This window comes from Streptococcus sp. 1001283B150225_161107_H12 (assembly GCF_015552665.1).
Lineage (GTDB): Bacteria > Bacillota > Bacilli > Lactobacillales > Streptococcaceae > Streptococcus.
In genome coordinates, this window is sequence record NZ_JADNFC010000001.1 from 229,792 (window position 1) to 248,032 (window position 18,241).

The following is an 18,241-nucleotide window of genomic DNA, read 5'->3' on the forward strand; positions in this document are numbered from 1 at the left end:
AAAGGTCCTAAAGGCCTTTCTTTTTTCATCTCTCTTGTTTGATTTTTCTAAATTTTGAAAACAAGAGAAAACTGCTGAAAGCGTTTGAAATCATTCTAAAAATCAAGTATAATAAAACTAAGAAAAGCATAGGAGAATGATTATGGCTGTTAAAGATTTTATGACCCGTAAAGTAGTGTATATTAGTCCAGATACAACAATTGCTCATGCGGCAGATTTGATGCGGGAACAAGGCTTGCACCGCTTGCCAGTCATTGAAAATGACAAATTGGTCGGCTTGGTGACAGAGGGCACGATTGCAGAAGCAAGTCCATCTAAAGCAACAAGCTTGTCTATTTTTGAGATGAACTATCTGTTGAACAAGACCAAGGTCAAAGATGTCATGCTTCGTGATGTCATTACTGTCTCTAAATTTGCCAGCCTCGAAGATGCGACCTATCTCATGTATAAGAACAAGGTGGGAATTCTTCCGGTTGTAGACAATGACCAAGTATCCGGTGTCATCACAGACCGTGATATTTTCCGTGCCTTCCTCGAAGTATCCGGTTATGGAGAAGAAGGAGTTCGTGTTCGCTTTGTGACAGAAGATAAGGTTGGTGTTCTAGAACAAATCATTCATTTGATTGTAGAAGAAGGATACAATATCGCCAATACAGTCAATATCCCAACCAAAGATAATCATGTCGTTATCGAAGTTCAGATTGATGGCATTACCGATACGGAAGTTATCAAGAAGAAATTTGAAGAAAATGGTATTCGTGTGGATGAAATTAGTCGCACATCTGCAAAAGCCTTTTAAATAAAGAAAGAGCCTGAGATATTCTCAGGCTCTTTCTTTTAGCGAGCAATGGGCTGCTTGTTGGTATCCAAGGTAAATCCTTCTCCTAGGATTTCATGGGCTTCTGTAATGGTAATGAAGGCGAATGGATCGATCTTATTGATGATATCTTTCATCTGTTTCATTTCATTCCGTGAAACCACGCAGTAGATAATCTTCATTTCTTGTTGGCTATAATAGCCCATGCCGTTTACGAATGTGACTCCTCGGCCCAAATCAGTCGTGATTTGTTTGGCAATTTCATCTGGTTTAGATGTAACCACGAGGAATCCTTTTCCTGCAAAACCTCCTTCACCGACGATATCAATGACGACGGTGTCAATCAGGATAAAGAGGAGGGTGTAGGCTGCAATTCGGAAGTCCTTGAAGACGATCAAAACAGTTGTCAAGACGATGGCATCCACAATCAACATGAGGCGTCCCATGGAAAACGTCGTGTACTTGTTAAAGATACGCGCGACAATATCGGTTCCACCTGTAGTGCCTCCAGCGTTGAAGATAATCCCAAGCCCAGCTCCAAGGATAACCCCTGATCCGATACAGGCTAGGAGGATGTCTCCGTCAAGAGCCGTAAAGACTGCATTTTGAAGATGATGACTTCCAGGGATCAGCTCGAAGATGGCCATCCAAGTAGAGACCGAAAAAGTTCCAATCAAACTGAGATAGAGGGATCGGAGCCCCAGTAATTTCCAGGCTAGGAAAAAGAGGGGAATATTGATGGCCAAGTTCATGACCGAAACGGGAATTTTAAAGAGGTAGTAGGTAATCAGGGTAATCCCTGTAGCTCCTCCCTCATAAAAGTGAAATGGAATGACTAAAAAGAAGATTCCAAAAGAAAAAATGCCAGCCCCCAAAATAATGGCCAGAATATTTTTTGCCTTAAACATGCTCGTTCTCCTATTCATTTTTCACCATACATTTTACCAAAAAAAATGAAAAATAGGAAATAATTTTCATCAATTTTCACGAATTCGGACAGGATTTTTACCCCTATTTTTGGTAAAATAAAAAGAAGTGATGCATGCTAGAGAAATGAGTATAGAAAGTTAAGATAAGAGAATGAAACAGGGAACATTAATTTCAATTGAAGGCCCAGAAGGTGCAGGGAAATCCTCCGTTTTAGAAGCCTTGCTACCACGCTTGGAAAAGGCAGGGATTGCCTATATTACCACGCGGGAGCCAGGGGGCGTCGAAATAGCAGAAAAAATACGCGAGGTCATTCTAGATCCATCCCATACGGAAATGGATCCCAAGACAGAATTGCTTCTTTATATCGCCAGTCGTCGCCAACACTTGGCAGAACGTGTCCTTCCAGCTTTGAAAGCAGGGAAGCTAGTTATCATGGATCGTTTTATCGACAGTTCGGTAGCATACCAAGGCTTTGGGCGTGGATTAGCAGTAGCAGATATTGAATGGTTGAACCAATTTGCGACTGATGGTCTGAAACCCAATCGGACCTTCTACTTTGACATTGATGTAGAAGAAGGGTTGGCGAGAATTGCTAAGAGTGCTAGCCGTGAAGTCAATCGCTTGGATCTAGAAGGACTCAGTCTCCATCAGAAAGTCCGTCAAGGCTATCTGGCTATCCTCGAAAAAGAACCACAACGTGTGGTGAAAATTGATGCCAGTCAACCTTTTGACCAGGTGGTCGAGGATACTTGGCTATTATTGAAAGAAGTCTTGGAGATCAGTGAATGAAGTTAGAACAAGTGCAAAAACTTCAACCTCAGTTAGTCGATCGCTTCCAAGCTATTTTAGAACAAGACCGCTTGAGCCACGCCTATCTCTTTACAGGAGATTTTGGAAGTTTTGAGATGGCCCAGCTCTTGTCCCAAAGTCTCTTTTGTACGGACAAGAAGGGTGTTTGGCCCTGTGGGACTTGTCGGCCTTGTCGCTTGATTGAAGAGGATGAATTCTCAGATGTAACGGTTGTCCGACCGGTCAATCAAATCATCAAAACAGATCGGATCCGGGATTTGATCCAGCATTTTTCTCAGTCAGGCTACGAAGGATCCAAGCAAGTCTTTATCATCTGCGATGCAGACCGGATGCATGTCAATGCGGCCAATTCCCTCCTCAAGGTGATTGAAGAACCTCAGAGTGAAGTTCATATTTTTCTGCTGACAGCAGATGAGCAGCTGGTTCTCCCGACCATAAAAAGTCGGGCGCAGCAGGTCCATTTTCCAAAAAACCAAGATTTCCTAAAAGAGTATCTCCTTCAGGAAGGTCTCTTGCTTCAACAAGCAGATCTGTTAGCCAACTTTAGTCAAGGTTTCCAAGAGGCTCAAATTCTCGCTCAGAATACCTCCTTTTTCGATCTGGCGAGGGAGTGTGAGCGTTTCGTTGCAGCTTGTCTAAAAGCAAATCCGCGTATCTACTTACTGGTCTCTCGCTTGGTTCAAGAGACGGATGATAAAGAAAAGCAGGCCCAAGCCTTTCGCTTGTTGGAATTGCTCTTTGCACGCTCCATCGGTCAGTCCTTAGGAAGAGACTATCTAGAAAAATTGGTCTTGGCCAAACAGATGTGGGAACGGAATGTGAGTTTTCAAAATGCTCTCGAGTATATGGTCCTACAGTTGAAAAATAGAAGGTAAAGAGATGAATAAAAAAGAATTATTTGATGCTTTGGATGGCTTCTCCCAGGAATTGCTGGTTACATTAGCAGAGGTTGAAGCCATTAAGAAAAATCTCAAACTCATTGTCGAGGAAAATACAGCTCTGCGTCTTGAAAATGATAAATTAAGAGAGCGCTTAGGAGAAGTGGAGAAAACCAGCTCCCCTAAATTCCATCGCAATGGTCGTGAAAATTTACAAAGAATTTACAATGATGGATTTCATGTTTGTACAGACTCCTATGGTCAACGTCGTGAAAATGATGAAGAGTGTATTTTCTGTGATGAATTGTTATTTAGGGAGTAAACATGCAGATTCAACGAAGTTTTAAAGGGGATAAAGCGACAGGGACTCTCTTTTTAGTGCCAACCCCAATTGGCAATCGGGATGACATGAGCTACCGCATGATCCAAACTCTAAAAGAGGTGGATCTGATAGCAGCAGAAGATACACGCAATACAGGACTCTTGCTCAAGCATTTTGAGATTTCGACACCACAAACTAGCTTCCATGAGCACAATGCCATGGAGAAAATCCCTGATTTGCTAGCTCATTTAGAGTCTGGAAAGGACCTGGCCCAGGTATCGGATGCAGGACTGCCTAGTATTTCGGATCCAGGTCACGACCTGGTCAAGGCAGCGATTGAGCGAGAGATCCCTGTTGTGGCAGTTCCTGGTCCGAGTGCCGGCATTACCGGCCTAATTGCCAGTGGCTTGGCACCCCAGCCCCATATCTTTTATGGCTTTCTTCCACGCAAGGAAGGGCAGCAAAAGGCCTTTTTCCAGGAAAAGCTAGCCTATCCTGAGACCCAGATCTTTTATGAGTCCCCACACCGGGTACGAGCGACCCTTGAAAATATGCTGGCAGTCTATGGAGACCGTCCGGTTGTCCTGGTCCGAGAACTGACCAAGATCTATGAAGAGTACACGCGAGGGACCATCACAGAGTTAGTGGACTATCTAGAGGGAAATCCCCTTAAAGGAGAGTGCCTCCTGATCGTGGAGGGGGCTAGTGAGCAGGGGCCAGATCTAGAAGAAGTGGATCTGATCCAAGAGATTGATCTACTGGTCCAGTCTGGTATGAAAAAGAACCAGGCAATCAAACAGGTTGCCAAACAATTTGGGCTACAAAAGAGTGATCTCTATGCCCGTTACCACCAAGAGGAGGAAAAAGGAGAGTCTGATGGAAATTAGAATGGCCTATCCCAATGAAATCAATCGGATTATGGAAATCATTCAAGATGGCAAGGACAGCTTAGCTGCAGCTGGAGTGGACCAATGGCAGGATGGTTATCCGGATCAAGAAATCATTTTTGAGGATATCCTAGAAAGCCGTGGTTATGTAGCTGTAGAGAATCAAGAAGTCGTAGCTTATGCCGCTCTCTACAAGGGAAATGAAGCAGCTTATAATGACATTTATGACGGAAAATGGGAACATGATAACTATCTCTATATCAGTTTTCACCGGATCGCTGTTGCCAAAGAAGCTGCTGGACGAGGAGTAGCCCAAACCTTCCTTCAAGGCTTGATCGAAGGAGAGAAAGGCCCGGATTTTCGCTGTGATACCCATCCTGACAACAAGGTCATGCAACACCTTTTAGAGAAGTTAGGCTTCCATTACTGTGGAAAGGTGCCAATTGATGGGGTTCGTCTCGCTTATCAGAAGATTAAACGGAAGGCAGAAACCAGCCTCTTCCAAGTGATTAGCGAAGATGATCGTTGGGACTACCGTGCAGAACAATCTCAAAATGACTAGGTTCTATCGCCAACTCTATCAGAGTCCCTTGGGACCTCTATCTATTGTGGTGGATGAGGAAAGCCTAGTTGGGATCTGGTTTTGTGACCAAGCCAATTGTGAGCAGGGGCTTGAGCATATCGAAGAAGCTTGTCAGCCACTTCATGGAGCTGTCTTTGAATGGCTGGATCGATACTTTATGGGGGAAAATCCTTCCATGCCCTTTCCCCTATCTCCTCAAGGGACAGACTTTCAACAAAGAGTCTGGACCTACCTAGCTCAGATTCCCTATGGGGAGAGTCGGACTTATGGAGAGATCGCCCGGACCTTGTCTTGCAGATCGGCTCAAGCCATCGGTCAAGCAGTAGGTCGGAATCCCTTACTCCTCCTCATCCCATGTCATCGGGTGCTGGGGACGGAGAAAAAGTTGACTGGCTATGCTGCTGGTCTAGATCGCAAACGTTGGCTGTTGCAACATGAGGCCATATCTTGGAAAGAATAAGGAGAAAAGATGTTATCATTTATTGAATACCCAAAATGTTCGACCTGCCGCAAGGCGAAATCGGAGTTAACGAGCTTAGGTTGCGAGTTTGATAGCCAAGACATCGTGGTAGACACACCGACCAGTGAACAACTACAAACCTGGATCAAGGAGTCTTCCCTACCAATCAAATCCTTCTTTAACACTAGTGGGATGAAGTATCGGGAGTTGGGCTTGAAAGACAAGGTGGATCAGCTTTCGGTAGAAGAAGCGGCAGACCTTTTAGCTAGCGATGGCATGCTGATCAAACGCCCTCTCTTAGTGAAGGACGGAAAAGTTGTTCAAGTGGGCTACCGGAAACCATATGCGGACTTAGGTTTGTAAGAGAAAAGGGAGTTGGACTCCCTTTTAATTTTGTCTTGAAGATGATATAATCATACGAGTGAAATCAATGAAAGAGAGTCAATCATGAGTATTTTAGAGGTGAAAAATTTAAGCCACGGCTTTGGAGACCGGGCTATTTTTGAGGATGTGTCCTTCCGCTTGTTAAAGGGAGAGCATATCGGATTGGTAGGGGCCAATGGTGAAGGGAAATCCACCTTCATGAGCATCGTGACGGGCAAGATGCAACCTGATGAAGGGAAGGTCGAGTGGTCTAAGTATGTGACCGCTGGCTATCTGGACCAGCATGCTGTCCTAAAAGAAGGGCAAACGGTACGCGATGTTTTACGGACAGCTTTCGACGAGCTCTTTAAAGCAGAGGCTCGCATCAATGACCTCTATATGGAAATGGCTGAAGATGGAGCGGATATGGATGCTCTGATGGAAGAAGTCGGAGAGCTCCAGGATCGGTTAGAAAGTCGGGATTTCTATACCTTGGATGCCAAGATCGATGAGGTGGCGCGTGCTCTTGGGGTCATGGACTTTGGCATGGAGACGGATGTGACGGCTCTTTCAGGTGGGCAGCGGACCAAGGTCCTCTTGGCCAAACTCTTGCTAGAAAAACCTGATATCTTGCTACTAGATGAGCCAACTAACTACTTGGATGCGGAGCACATCGATTGGCTCAAGCGCTACTTGCAGAATTATGAAAATGCCTTTGTCCTTATTTCCCACGATATTCCTTTCTTGAATGATGTAATCAACATCGTCTACCATGTGGAAAATCAACAGTTGACCCGCTATTCTGGGGACTATTACCAATTCCTCGAAGTCTATGAAATGAAGAAATCGCAATTGGAAGCGGCTTATGAGCGCCAACAAAAAGAGATTGCTGACCTCAAAGATTTCGTAGCCCGCAATAAGGCGCGTGTGGCGACACGGAATATGGCCATGTCTCGTCAGAAGAAGCTGGACAAGATGGAACTCATTGAGTTGCAAAGTGAGAAACCAAAGCCATCCTTTGAATTTAAAAATGCCCGGACTCCTGGACGCTTTATTTTCCAAGCCAAGGATCTCCAGATTGGCTATGACCGTCCTTTGACCAAGCCTTTGAACCTAACCTTTGAGCGCAATCAAAAGGTAGCCATCATCGGAGCTAACGGGATCGGGAAAACCACTCTCTTAAAGAGCTTGTTGGGAATCATCCCACCAATTGCTGGAGAAGTAGAGCGGGGAGATTACCTCGAACTAGGCTATTTTGAGCAAGAGGTCGAAGGGGGCAATCGTCAGACACCGCTAGAGGCAGTCTGGAATGCCTTTCCAGCTCTCAACCAAGCAGAAGTCCGTGCAGCCCTTGCTCGCTGTGGTTTGACCACTAAACACATCGAGAGCCAAATTCAGGTGCTATCCGGTGGGGAGCAAGCCAAGGTGCGTTTCTGTCTTTTGATGAACCGTGAAAACAATGTCTTGGTACTGGACGAGCCGACCAACCACTTGGATGTGGATGCCAAGGATGAATTGAAACGGGCCCTTAAAGAATACAAAGGATCGATCCTCATGGTTTGCCACGAGCCAGACTTCTATGAAGGCTGGATGGACCAAATCTGGGACTTTAATGAATTGACGTAAACACAAAAAGAGAACCGTGCGGTTCTCTTTTGCTTATTTCTTGAAATCGTAGTCTTTTACGATTTCCATTTTTTCAATTTTGACATCTTCTTTTGGTTTGTCTTTGTCGTCCGTTTCAACTTCGGCAATTTTGTCGACTACATCCATGCCGTCGATGACTTGTCCAAAGACAGTGTAGTTCCCACCATCAAGGGTAGGGTTTCCACCATTCTTATAGGCTTCGATGATTTTAGCAGGGAAGCGCTCAGTTGGAAGCTTGCTGGACCAGTCTTCTTTATTTTGGTTAATATAGAATTGGCTACCATTTGTATTTGGACCGGAATTGGCCATGGCTAAAGCACCACGAAGATTGTAGAGGTAAGGAGAGTATTCATTTTCAAAGCCTGCTCCTGAATCTTTAGAGCTATCTTTTCCTTTCCAAATGGACTCACCACCTGTACCATCTCCTTTAGGATCTCCTGTTTGGATCATAAAGTTATTAATCACGCGGTGGAAGAGGAGGCCATTATAATAGCCATCCTTAGCGTGGGTTAAGAAATTCTCAACGGCTAAAGGTGCGTATTTCGGAAAGAGCTTAACGGTAATGTCCCCTTTGTTGGTCGTGATTTTCACGACAGCTTCATCTTCAGCAACTTCGTTGGAGAGCTGAGGAAAGACCGCATTTTCATTGGTCATCGCATCTTGGATATCCTTACGAAGCTGATCTAATTTCTTTTGTTCACTAGCATCTACGCTAGAAGTAGTTGATTGCTTAGTTTCTGAAGCCGAGCTAGAGGATGTCTTTGTATCTGATTGATTAGAGCCACATCCTGCCAAAGCTAAACCGGAAAATACAAGTAGGGCAATTAATTTTTTCATATTAATCCTTTCAACACATTAGTCTACCCTCTATTGTACCTTAATTTTCCATTTGATTCAAATCTATCCTTTGGATGAGGCGATATTCAGCTTGCGGGCCTATGAAAAATGAGGTATGATGGGAGGTAACTTGTTTTGTTGGAAAATGAACGAATTCCTAAAATAAAACAAATCATGGATAGGAGGCTAAATGATGGATTATAAAACTCTACGCAAAAACTATAGACTCTATATTAGATCTGCAGGCGTCTTGGCAATGCTTTTGATTATTTGCATTGGGTTCGTGGTCAGAGATACCCTTCTTCAGACTGCTGGCCTCTTATTGGTCCTTGCAGGCTTGTTTTTATTTATCTACTTGCTTAAGAAGAGCTACACCAACAAGTGCAACACCTTGCTCCATGTAGACTTAGATTTAGCTTTTTGGCAGCAATACCTTCAGTTGAACAAGAATGTGAAAAAGCCCATTTTACAGATAGATATGAAGCTGACATCAGTCGCTTATTCTTTTATGATGGGAGATTTCGATATTGTCATAAAAGAAGCTAGAGAAGCACTCAGTCAGAAGGAACTACCGCAAAAATATAAGAACTTTTTTGAGAGTTATCTCATGCGATCAATCGTCCTAACAGATCCTGATTTGTCTAGAGAGGAGCTAGAGGCTCAGTTAAATGGATTTACCATTACAGACCCTACACTAGCTGAGAAAACAAGAAAGGTCTGTCTCGCTCTTTATGATTTAACCATTGCCCACCAAAGCAATGACTATTTCGAAGATTTAAGCAATGATTTCAAATACCAGCAGTTAGAGATTATCTACTACCAAGCCTTGAATGCTACTCTTAAAGGCGATAAGTCTAGAGCGGAAGAGCTCTTTCGCAAGTTAGTTTCAGAAGATGAGTCGCTCTATATCGTTCAAAAGGCGCAACAATACTTGAAGGATGAGGACAACCGTGTATCTCCTTTCCAGTCGAAATAGGGATCAAGAGAGATTTAGACGAACTATAATGACTGTCTAGTCGTTAAAAAGAGGATGTTGAAAATGAAAAAATGGAAAATTGTAGCTTTACTTCTAATATCGATTCTATCTATCTCTATGATAGTCTATAAGAAAAACTTAGACCTTCAAAAAAATGAACATAAAATTAAATGGGAAAAGTATGATGCAGGATCGATCAAAGAATTACACTATCTAGATGAAGAGAAACGAATAATTTCCTTTCGAGGCTCTGAAGATTTCACTTCCCTTAATGGATGGGCATCAATTGGTGATCGTTATTTAGTTTTAGGAACACGGACTGCAAGTAATGAAGGAATAGACGAGGAACCCAAAAAAGGTTGGACTTGGCATGCGATTGTTTATGATTTAGATTATCTAGATAAGAAACCTGAAAAGGTTGATCTCTACCAAGTTGTTAAGAATTATGATAAAAACTTTTATTTGTTATTTCAAGGAAATATAGTTATTGAGGATGAAAAGGAATATTTATTGTTGACACTCCAACAATATGAAAAAAAGAACAGAATCACCGTTAAAATGGACTTGGATTCCAATAAAATAGTGGGCGAAACGACAGAGAAATTACTCAAAAGCAATTACCCCACTAGTCATAACTTAACATCACTTGGAGACGCCATTAATAATAGTAATGTATATAACCGAAATGATTTCTTTATCTTCTCTTATCCGTATTGTGACTGTATCAACTTTGAAAAGGACTACTCTAAGTTTATTCAGTTAGGAAAGGCTAATAAAGAAGATAAGATGGTGGTAGCATTTCGGAAGAGAAAAATATCCGTAGAAGAATCCTACCAAATGCTTAGGCATTGGTTTGCGCCACTTGGTCAAAATAAATTAGAAGTGATTGGAACATATGAAAGTAATGATGGGGAGAAGCAAACTAAAGTATTGGAGACTTATCAAGAGTTTGCCGAATGGACTCATCTTGAAAGAGATTGGTAAGGATACAGTCTATTTTTTAAAAAAAGAAAGATGAAAAGGATGACAACTATTTCAGATATACTAGAAAAATTTTATGCAGATCACGAGGTGAAACCTTATATTTCGCTTGAGAGAGACTTGGAAGCTTGGTTGTTGGATCCAAAGCCTGTTTCTAAACGAAACATGGAGTTGCTCCAAGATGGCTTGCTTGCGGGGGATATCATTCTCTTGTGGCGGATCCATTTTGGAACATTTACGACGGAGACTTGGTTTCCTAAGTACTTCGAATACACTTATGGGATTCATGCGCAGGAACATTTGAAGGTTTTGGTAGATAAGGGGTATGCTGTTATCGAATCCGCTTTTGATTCGCTGGACCAAATCAATGCGACCATGAAAAAAGCCATTCTTAAAAAGAAGGGAGTCGCGGGCTTGTCCAAAATGAAAGCAGCCGATTTGAACCAAGCTTTAGCGAATTACTTTACCGAAGAAGAGTTGGCACAAGAGTTCACAGTTCGGGGCTTTCAGTTGACGGAAAAAGGAAAACAAGCGCTGAAAGAGCATCAAGCCATCATCGACCGCCACCCAAAGAAAAATCTATAGGTAACAGTGCCTGTGAGGTACTGTTTTTTTGTTGCTTTCGCAGATGAGAGAAAAGGATTTTACTAGAGAACTAGTCTAGAAATGTGGTATAATAAAGGTTATGGCAAACAATAATCAATCAAAAAAAACACGGTCGACAAGACGACTGTCTAAAGCAGAAATAGAAAGAAAAAAAGCAATTCGCCGAATGATCATGACGATTGTCTTAACTCTCGTCTTCATTTTCGCCTTTTTACGATTAGGGGCCTTAGGCTTAGTGACCTACAACCTTATCCGTCTCTTGGTAGGTAGTCTGGCTTACGTAGCGATGACGGCTGTTATTGTCTACCTCTTCTTTTTCAAATGGATTGAGAAGCATGAGGGGACCTTGTCTGGCTTTTTAAGTCTTTTTGCAGGCTTACTACTGATCTATCAAGCTTACTTTGTCTCCCTCTTGAAACTTGAAGGCTCTTCTTTCGGGCCAACCTTCTCACGTATCTTAGGGGACCTCGTGCACCTTCGCGTCTCTTCTTTTGCAGGAGGAGGACTACTAGGAGCAATCTTATATACGCCGATTGCTTTCTTGCTCTCGAACATCGGGACTTATTTCATTGGAGGACTCTTGATCGTATTAGGACTTCTCTTGATGAGTTCTTATTCGGTTTATGATTTGTATGAGCAGGCTGTCGCAGCTTTTCACTCCTTTATGGAAAAACGAGAAATTCGTCGCCAAGAGCGCTTTGTCGAGCGTGAAGAGAAGAAGGCCCTTCAAGCAGAAGCAGAGGAGACAGCCCGCATCGAGCAACTTGCAGAAGCTAGTCCCGTGAGTACAGAAGGCTATCCTGTAGATCTTGAGACAGGTGAGGTCATGGAACCTGTGACCGAAACAGAAGTACCTGCAGAGGAGGCCTACCCTCAAATTTATCTACCAAATGAAGAGGAAGGCTACTCGGAAGAATGGTCGGACGGCTCCCCAGAGGAGCTGGAGGACGTCGCAGAAGAGGAGGATATGGATGAAGAAGTCACTGTAGACTTCACGCCTAAGGAACTCCTTCAATACAAACTTCCAACGATTGATCTCTTCGCACCTGACAAGCCGAAAAATCAATCCAAAGAGAAAAACATCGTTCGCCAGAACATCCGCATTTTGGAAGAGACCTTTGCAAGCTTTAACATCAAGGCAACAGTGGAGCGGGCGGAAATTGGCCCTTCTGTTACCAAATATGAAGTCAAGCCGGCTGTCGGTGTGCGGGTCAACCGCATCTCCAACCTAGCAGATGATTTGGCCTTGGCTCTAGCTGCCAAGGATGTGCGGATTGAAGCGCCGATTCCAGGGAAGTCTCTGGTCGGGATTGAGGTGCCCAACTCAGAGATTGCGACGGTCTCCTTCCGTGAATTGTGGGAGCAGTCCAAAACAGACCCAGCTAAACTCCTTGAGATTCCTCTTGGGAAGGCTGTAGATGGCTCGGCTCGGACCTTTGATTTGGCCCGGATGCCCCATCTCTTGGTAGCAGGGTCTACTGGATCTGGTAAGTCCGTCGCGGTCAATGGGATTATTTCGAGTATCTTGATGAAGGCTCGTCCGGACGAAGTCAAATTTATGATGGTCGATCCAAAAATGGTGGAGCTTTCTGTTTACAATGATATTCCTCACCTCTTGATTCCAGTAGTGACCAACCCACGCAAGGCCAGTCGGGCCCTGCAGAAGGTCGTTGATGAGATGGAAAATCGCTACGAGCTCTTCTCGAAAGTAGGCGCTCGCAATATTGCTGGCTTTAATGCCAAGGTGGCTGAGTACAATGCCCAGTCTGAGATGAAGCAAGTGCCCCTTCCATTGATTGTGGTCATTGTCGATGAGTTGGCAGACTTGATGATGGTCGCAAGTAAAGAAGTGGAAGATGCTATTATTCGCCTCGGACAGAAGGCGCGTGCAGCAGGGATCCACATGATCTTGGCAACCCAACGGCCATCGGTTGACGTTATTTCAGGTTTGATCAAGGCCAATGTGCCTTCCCGTGTCGCTTTTGCGGTTTCATCTGGGACCGACTCACGGACCATCTTGGATGAAAATGGGGCGGAGAAACTACTTGGTCGCGGAGACATGCTCTTTAAACCGATTGATGAAAATCATCCGATCCGTCTGCAGGGCTCCTTTATCTCTGATGATGATGTGGAGCGGATTGTCAACTTCGTCAAAGAACAGGCTGAAGCGGATTATGATGATGCCTTCGATCCAGGTGAAGTATCTGAGTCTGACTTTGATGGAGGTATGGGTGGCTCAGACGAAGGCGATCCTCTCTTTGAAGAGGCAAAGGCGCTCGTGATTGAAACTCAAAAAGCCAGCGCTTCGATGATTCAGCGTCGTTTATCGGTTGGTTTTAACCGGGCCACTCGCCTCATGGAAGACTTGGAAGCAGCAGGTGTCATCGGACCAGCTGAAGGGACCAAGCCAAGAAAGGTCTTGCAGACCAATTAGTCTTTCTTTAGATGAAGAAGGAATGAGATATTTGACAATAGCAAAAACCTGCCTGTACAAGGGGCAGGTTTTGTTTACGATAAAAAAGAAAAGGACAGCAGATGCATCTCGATACCATTCACCACATTGCCATTATTGGCCACGATTATGACAAAACCAGAGAATTCTATGTAGATAAGTTAGGCTTTGAACCTTTAGACGAACACCATCGACCAGAAAAGCAGGATATTCTCTTTAACATTCGAAAGGGAAACCTGACCTTGGAAATATTTATCAAACCAGATGCCCCCAAGAGACCCTTTCTCCCTCATCCAGAGCATACAGGCCTTCGTCATCTAGCTTTTAAAGTGGAAGATGTTCAAGCCTGTCTAGCAGAGTTTGACCAATTAGGAATTCCTCATACAGAGCTACGGGTGGATGATTTTGATGGGCGCAAAATGGCCTTCTTCTTTGATCCAGATGGCTTGCCTCTTGAACTTCACGAATAGGTCTACACAATCTTCGGTCTCTAGTCCCAAGCCAGAAGACATTCTTTTTGCTAAACTAGATACAGAAATAAGAAAGAAGAAAATATGGAAGAGAAGCGATATAGCGGGCTAACGAATGAGCAAGTCCAAAGCAGAATTAGAGAAGGAAAACAAAATCGAGTAACCATCACGGCAGAAAAGTCGACCAGAGAGATTATTTATTCAAATATCTTTACCTATTTCAACCTGGTTTTTGGTATTCTAGCTATCTTATTGATACTAGTACGGTCTTGGAACAATATGTTATTTGTTCCCATTGTGGTCGTTAACTCCTTGATTGGGATTGTTCAAGAATTGCGGTCTCGTCGGATTTTGAATAAGATGCGCCTCCTTCAAGTGGAGAAAGCTCGAGTGATTCGTGAAGGAGAACGGCTGGATCTTCCTGTCGACCAGGTGGTAGAGGGGGATGTCGTCTCGTTCCAAGCAGGGGATCAGATCTATGCGGATGCCAAGGTTCTGGATGGCTCGATCATGGTTGATGAGTCTCAATTAACAGGTGAAGCAGATGAAATCCCTAAAGGTGAGAATCAGAAACTCATGTCAGGAAGTTTTGTTATCTCAGGTCAAGCAGTTGCCGTCTTGGAACAAGTAGGAGATGCATCTTATATTAATCAGCTGAGTCTATCTGCTAAGAAAGTCAAGGGACACGAAGAATCCGAAATGGTTCATGCTGTGGATGGTCTCGTCCGAATGATCGGAATGATTCTCATCCCGATTGGCTTGCTCTTGTTCTTGCAGAGCTATCTAGGAAATCAAGACTCCCTCAAAGTTAGCATTACCTCCATGGTCGGTGCCATCATTGGGATGATTCCAGAAGGGCTCTACCTCTTAATGACCCTGGCCTTGGTGCTTGGAGCAACCCGTTTAGCCCTTCAAAAGGTTCTACTCAACAGTATGAAGGGAATTGAAACCCTATCCCGTATCGACGTCCTTTGTCTAGACAAGACGGGAACCATTACCGAACACAGGATGCAGGTGAGTGAGCTCCTCCCCTTGGCACTAGATGAAAAAGAAGGCAAAGAAATATTAAGCCACTATCTCCAGGCCAGTGAGGATCAGAATGATACTATCACGGCCATTCGGCAGTATCACTCAGTCCAAACAAGTGAAGTTTGGACCGTTCAAGACCGTCTTCCTTTTTCATCTAAGAAGAAATTTGGGGGCCTTCAGTTCCAACAAGGCATTTACCTATTAGGGGCACCGGATGTTTTGCTTCGAGATGATCTCGATGCTTACCAAGAAGTCTGGCAGCGAGAAATTGAACGAGGAGCGCGTGTCCTTATTTTGGGGCATTACCAGGGGGAACAATTGACGGAAGTATTAGAAGCTCCAGTCCTTCCCCTCCTAGCTTTGGTCTTGGAGAATCCTGTTCGGTCGACTGCTCCTGAAACCTTCGCCTATTTCCAAAAACAAGGGGTGACCATCAAGGTTATTTCAGGGGATCATCCTGTTACAGTTGCTGCCGTTGCTCAGAAAGCAGGTATTCCTGATGCAGATCAAGTGGTAGACGCCAGTCAGCTTAAGACATATGAGGAGGTAGTAGATGCAGCACGGACCTACACAGTGTTTGGACGAGTTAGTCCAGAACAAAAACAAATCCTCGTAGAGAGCCTGCAGGCGGATGGTCATAAGGTTGGGATGACAGGGGATGGGGTCAATGACATTCTCGCTATGAAAAAGGCAGATTGTAGTATTGCCATGAATACGGGCCACGATGCGACCAAAAAGGTAGCTCAGGTTGTGCTTTTAGATTCGGACTTCTCTCACATGCCGTCGATTGTGGATGAAGGTCGCCGAGTGGTCAACAATATTCAACGTTCGGCTAGTCTCTTTTTGGTTAAGAATATCTTTTCAATATTATTGGCTATTTTGGCCATTCTCTTTGCTTTCACTTATCCCATTCAGGCTTCTCAGATGTCCTTGATCAGTGGATTTACCATCGGAATCCCCGGTTTCTTACTGGCCTTGGAGAAGAATCGTGCCCGGATAGAAGGAGACTTTATTGAAACCGTGATAGAGCAAGCTCTTCCGGCTGCCTTGACCAATCTCATATCGGTCCTTTTTCTTGTGGTCCTGGGTCCTTTCCTTGGATTAAGTCAGGGAGATATTTCGACCATCTCGATTTACCTGCTAGCTTTGATTGGCTTTACAAAAGTATACCAACTCAGCCTTCCCTTCAATCATGTAAAATTGGGCATCATCCTTCTTAATGTAACAGGATTTTGTCTGTCGGTCTTTGTATTTTCTTCCATTTTTAATCTCAGCCACCTTCATCTGACTGGCTGGATCTTGACCCTTGTCCTAGGACTGGTCATGGAAGGGGTCTTATGGTTGATGAATCGTCTTGTCTATACCTTGGTGACCCATCTGCATAAGTCCAGAAACAAATAAAAAAAACGGTATTAGCTAAATCATCTTGGATCTAGTTAATACCGTTATTTTATTATTAAAATCAGATAAAGAGGCTAATCGTCATAATGAGGTAAAGGAAGAAGGTAATGAGAAAGCCTGCGCGCCAAAAGTACTTGAAAAATTTCGGATAGTAAAAGCTACGTTTCTTTTTCAAGAAATAGATAGTCAAGCCGATAGCTAAGAGGGACAAGGCCAATAACAATTGCGGCAACAAATTATGATAGTAAGCCGCATCTGAAATTAAATAGTATTCAAGCGCGAACAGAGGAAAAGCCAGATCGGCAAAATTCCAACCATATCGACGCAGTTTAAAGACTCGAATAATAATCCCACTGAGAATCAGGGTCAAAAAAATAAATACAAGGGAAGCAACTTTTATTAACATACCTCCATTTTATCACAAAAGTAAAAAAAGTGTGATGGAAATGAAATTTTTTCTTGCATTCGGAAGAAAATAGTGTATAATAGAAAGGTATGCGCAGAGCATACTTGTGGGAGGTAAAAATCTGTAATTACCGCCAAAACCACAAAGGAGGATTTAAGAAATGGCTAAAAAAGTCGAAAAACTTGTAAAATTGCAAATCCCTGCTGGTAAAGCTACTCCAGCTCCACCGGTTGGACCAGCACTTGGTCAAGCAGGTATCAACATCATGGGATTCACTAAAGAGTTTAACGCTCGTACAGCTGACCAAGCTGGAATGATTATCCCAGTTGTGATCACTGTTTATGAAGATAAATCATTTGATTTCGTTACAAAAACACCACCAGCTGCTGTTCTTTTGAAAAAAGCTGCAGGTGTTGAAAAAGGATCAGGTACACCTAACAAAACGAAAGTTGCAACAGTTACTCGTGCGCAAGTACAAGAAATTGCTGAAACTAAGATGCCAGATTTGAACGCTGCAAACATTGAGTCTGCAATGCGTATGATCGAAGGTACTGCTCGTTCTATGGGATTCACTGTTACTGACTAATTGTAACAATCCTATTTGCCCGCAATACACTTGATCATGAGACGAGTGACGTGGGAGATGAAAATCGATATGACCACATTACAAGGAGAAAGATAAAATGGCTAAAAAAAGCAAACAACTTCGTGCTGCACTTGAAAAAATCGACAGCACAAAAGCATACAGCGTAGAAGAAGCTGTAGCTCTTGCAAAAGAAACTAACTTTGCAAAATTTGACGCAACTGTAGAAGTTGCTTACAACTTGAACATCGACGTGAAAAAAGCTGACCAACAAATCCGTGGTGCAATGGTATTGCCAAACGGAACTGGTAAAACTGCTCGCGTTCTTGTATTTGCACGTGGTGCAAAAGCTGAAGAAGCAAAAGCTGCTGGTGCAGACTTCGTAGGTGAAGATGACCTTGTTGCGAAAATCAACGATGGTTGGTTGGACTTCGACGTTGTTATCGCTACACCTGACATGATGGCTCTTGTTGGACGTCTTGGACGTGTCCTTGGACCACGTAACTTGATGCCAAACCCTAAAACTGGTACTGTAACAATGGATGTTGCTAAAGCAGTTGAAGAGTCTAAAGGTGGTAAAATCACTTACCGTGCTGACCGTGCAGGTATCGTACAAGCGATCATCGGTAAAGTGTCATTTGACGCTGACAAATTGGTTGAAAACTTCAAAGCTTTCAACGATGTTATCCAAAAAGCAAAACCAGCTACAGCTAAAGGTACTTACGTAACTAGCTTGACTTTGACTACTACTCAAGGTCCTGGTATCAAAGTGGATGTTAACTCACTTTAATTAGAAATCAAAG

At 43.5% G+C, this 18,241-nt stretch carries 20 protein-coding genes; 17 read left to right on the forward strand and 3 right to left on the reverse strand.

From position 1 onward, the window contains the following. The first annotated feature begins 142 nt into the window (after positions 1–142). On the forward strand, positions 143–799 hold the full coding sequence (locus I2C87_RS01025; RefSeq protein ID WP_195323695.1) for a CBS and ACT domain-containing protein: 657 nt from the start codon (positions 143–145) through the stop codon (positions 797–799). A 38-nt stretch (positions 800–837) separates the two neighbouring features. Here the strand turns inward: I2C87_RS01025 and I2C87_RS01030 are convergent, their stop codons facing one another. Then, positions 838–1,725 carry a YitT family protein gene (locus I2C87_RS01030; protein ID WP_195323696.1) on the reverse strand — a complete coding sequence of 296 codons (888 nt, stop codon included), beginning with the start codon at positions 1,723–1,725 and terminating at the stop codon, positions 838–840. A gap of 172 nt (positions 1,726–1,897) precedes the next feature. Between I2C87_RS01030 and tmk the strand changes: the two genes are divergently transcribed. From tmk to I2C87_RS01070, 8 genes are all read left to right on the forward strand, one after another. Next, positions 1,898–2,536 (forward strand): dTMP kinase, encoded by a 639-nt coding sequence (tmk, locus tag I2C87_RS01035; protein WP_048715350.1) that lies wholly within the window; start codon positions 1,898–1,900, stop codon positions 2,534–2,536. Then, positions 2,533–3,432: a DNA polymerase III subunit delta' gene (locus I2C87_RS01040; RefSeq protein ID WP_195323697.1), complete on the forward strand. Its 900-nt coding sequence runs from the start codon at positions 2,533–2,535 to the stop codon at positions 3,430–3,432. The genes tmk and I2C87_RS01040 overlap by 4 nt, the downstream gene beginning before the upstream one ends. Before the next feature lie 4 nt (positions 3,433–3,436). Continuing rightward, positions 3,437–3,757 carry a DNA replication initiation control protein YabA gene (gene yabA / locus I2C87_RS01045; RefSeq protein ID WP_023024026.1) on the forward strand — a complete coding sequence of 107 codons (321 nt, stop codon included), beginning with the start codon at positions 3,437–3,439 and terminating at the stop codon, positions 3,755–3,757. Positions 3,758–3,759: 2 nt separating this feature from the next. Continuing rightward, a complete protein-coding gene (rsmI, locus tag I2C87_RS01050; RefSeq protein ID WP_195323698.1) occupies positions 3,760–4,644 on the forward strand; it encodes a 16S rRNA (cytidine(1402)-2'-O)-methyltransferase in 885 nt (294 codons plus the stop codon). Next, entirely contained in the window at positions 4,634–5,206 is a 573-nt protein-coding gene (locus I2C87_RS01055; protein WP_048689681.1) for a GNAT family N-acetyltransferase, read from the forward strand. The genes rsmI and I2C87_RS01055 overlap by 11 nt, the downstream gene beginning before the upstream one ends. Next, positions 5,199–5,687: a methylated-DNA--[protein]-cysteine S-methyltransferase gene (locus I2C87_RS01060; protein WP_195323699.1), complete on the forward strand. Its 489-nt coding sequence runs from the start codon at positions 5,199–5,201 to the stop codon at positions 5,685–5,687. Before I2C87_RS01055 ends, I2C87_RS01060 begins: the two co-directional genes overlap by 8 nt. Before the next feature lie 9 nt (positions 5,688–5,696). After that, a complete protein-coding gene (locus I2C87_RS01065) occupies positions 5,697–6,050 on the forward strand; it encodes an arsenate reductase family protein (RefSeq protein ID WP_048689675.1) in 354 nt (117 codons plus the stop codon). A gap of 84 nt (positions 6,051–6,134) precedes the next feature. Further along, positions 6,135–7,676, forward strand: coding sequence for an ABC-F family ATP-binding cassette domain-containing protein (locus I2C87_RS01070; RefSeq protein WP_048689672.1), 1,542 nt, complete (start codon positions 6,135–6,137; stop codon positions 7,674–7,676). 33 nt (positions 7,677–7,709) lie between these two features. Here the strand turns inward: I2C87_RS01070 and I2C87_RS01075 are convergent, their stop codons facing one another. Then, positions 7,710–8,534 carry a peptidylprolyl isomerase gene (locus I2C87_RS01075; RefSeq protein WP_126404655.1) on the reverse strand — a complete coding sequence of 275 codons (825 nt, stop codon included), beginning with the start codon at positions 8,532–8,534 and terminating at the stop codon, positions 7,710–7,712. A gap of 193 nt (positions 8,535–8,727) precedes the next feature. On the opposite strand from I2C87_RS01075, the gene I2C87_RS01080 reads away from it, so the two are divergent. The 6 genes from I2C87_RS01080 (at position 8,728) to I2C87_RS01105 (ending at position 16,449) form a co-directional block, all read left to right on the forward strand. Beyond that, entirely contained in the window at positions 8,728–9,510 is a 783-nt protein-coding gene (locus I2C87_RS01080) for a hypothetical protein (protein WP_173018616.1), read from the forward strand. Between the two features lie 63 nt (positions 9,511–9,573). Then, positions 9,574–10,494, forward strand: a complete 921-nt coding sequence (locus tag I2C87_RS01085; RefSeq protein ID WP_129822361.1) for a hypothetical protein — start codon at positions 9,574–9,576, stop codon at positions 10,492–10,494. 39 nt (positions 10,495–10,533) lie between these two features. Beyond that, the gene (locus I2C87_RS01090) at positions 10,534–11,076 is read left to right on the forward strand and encodes a hypothetical protein (protein WP_229046077.1); all 543 of its coding nucleotides are present in this window, start codon (positions 10,534–10,536) and stop codon (positions 11,074–11,076) included. A 100-nt stretch (positions 11,077–11,176) separates the two neighbouring features. After that, a complete protein-coding gene (locus I2C87_RS01095) occupies positions 11,177–13,531 on the forward strand; it encodes a DNA translocase FtsK (protein ID WP_195323701.1) in 2,355 nt (784 codons plus the stop codon). A 101-nt stretch (positions 13,532–13,632) separates the two neighbouring features. Beyond that, the gene (locus I2C87_RS01100; protein ID WP_048689655.1) at positions 13,633–14,019 is read left to right on the forward strand and encodes a VOC family protein; all 387 of its coding nucleotides are present in this window, start codon (positions 13,633–13,635) and stop codon (positions 14,017–14,019) included. Positions 14,020–14,103: 84 nt separating this feature from the next. After that, positions 14,104–16,449: an HAD-IC family P-type ATPase gene (locus tag I2C87_RS01105; protein ID WP_195323702.1), complete on the forward strand. Its 2,346-nt coding sequence runs from the start codon at positions 14,104–14,106 to the stop codon at positions 16,447–16,449. Positions 16,450–16,510: 61 nt separating this feature from the next. On the opposite strand, the gene I2C87_RS01110 is transcribed toward I2C87_RS01105, so the two are convergent. Then, positions 16,511–16,855, reverse strand: coding sequence for a DUF3397 family protein (locus tag I2C87_RS01110; protein ID WP_048789572.1), 345 nt, complete (start codon positions 16,853–16,855; stop codon positions 16,511–16,513). A gap of 160 nt (positions 16,856–17,015) precedes the next feature. Here I2C87_RS01110 and rplK point away from each other — a divergent pair, with 160 nt between their 5' ends. Then, the gene (rplK, locus tag I2C87_RS01115) at positions 17,016–17,441 is read left to right on the forward strand and encodes a 50S ribosomal protein L11 (protein ID WP_006595850.1); all 426 of its coding nucleotides are present in this window, start codon (positions 17,016–17,018) and stop codon (positions 17,439–17,441) included. A 97-nt stretch (positions 17,442–17,538) separates the two neighbouring features. Then, the gene (gene rplA, locus I2C87_RS01120) at positions 17,539–18,228 is read left to right on the forward strand and encodes a 50S ribosomal protein L1 (protein WP_006595851.1); all 690 of its coding nucleotides are present in this window, start codon (positions 17,539–17,541) and stop codon (positions 18,226–18,228) included. The last annotated feature ends 13 nt before the right edge of the window (positions 18,229–18,241 follow it).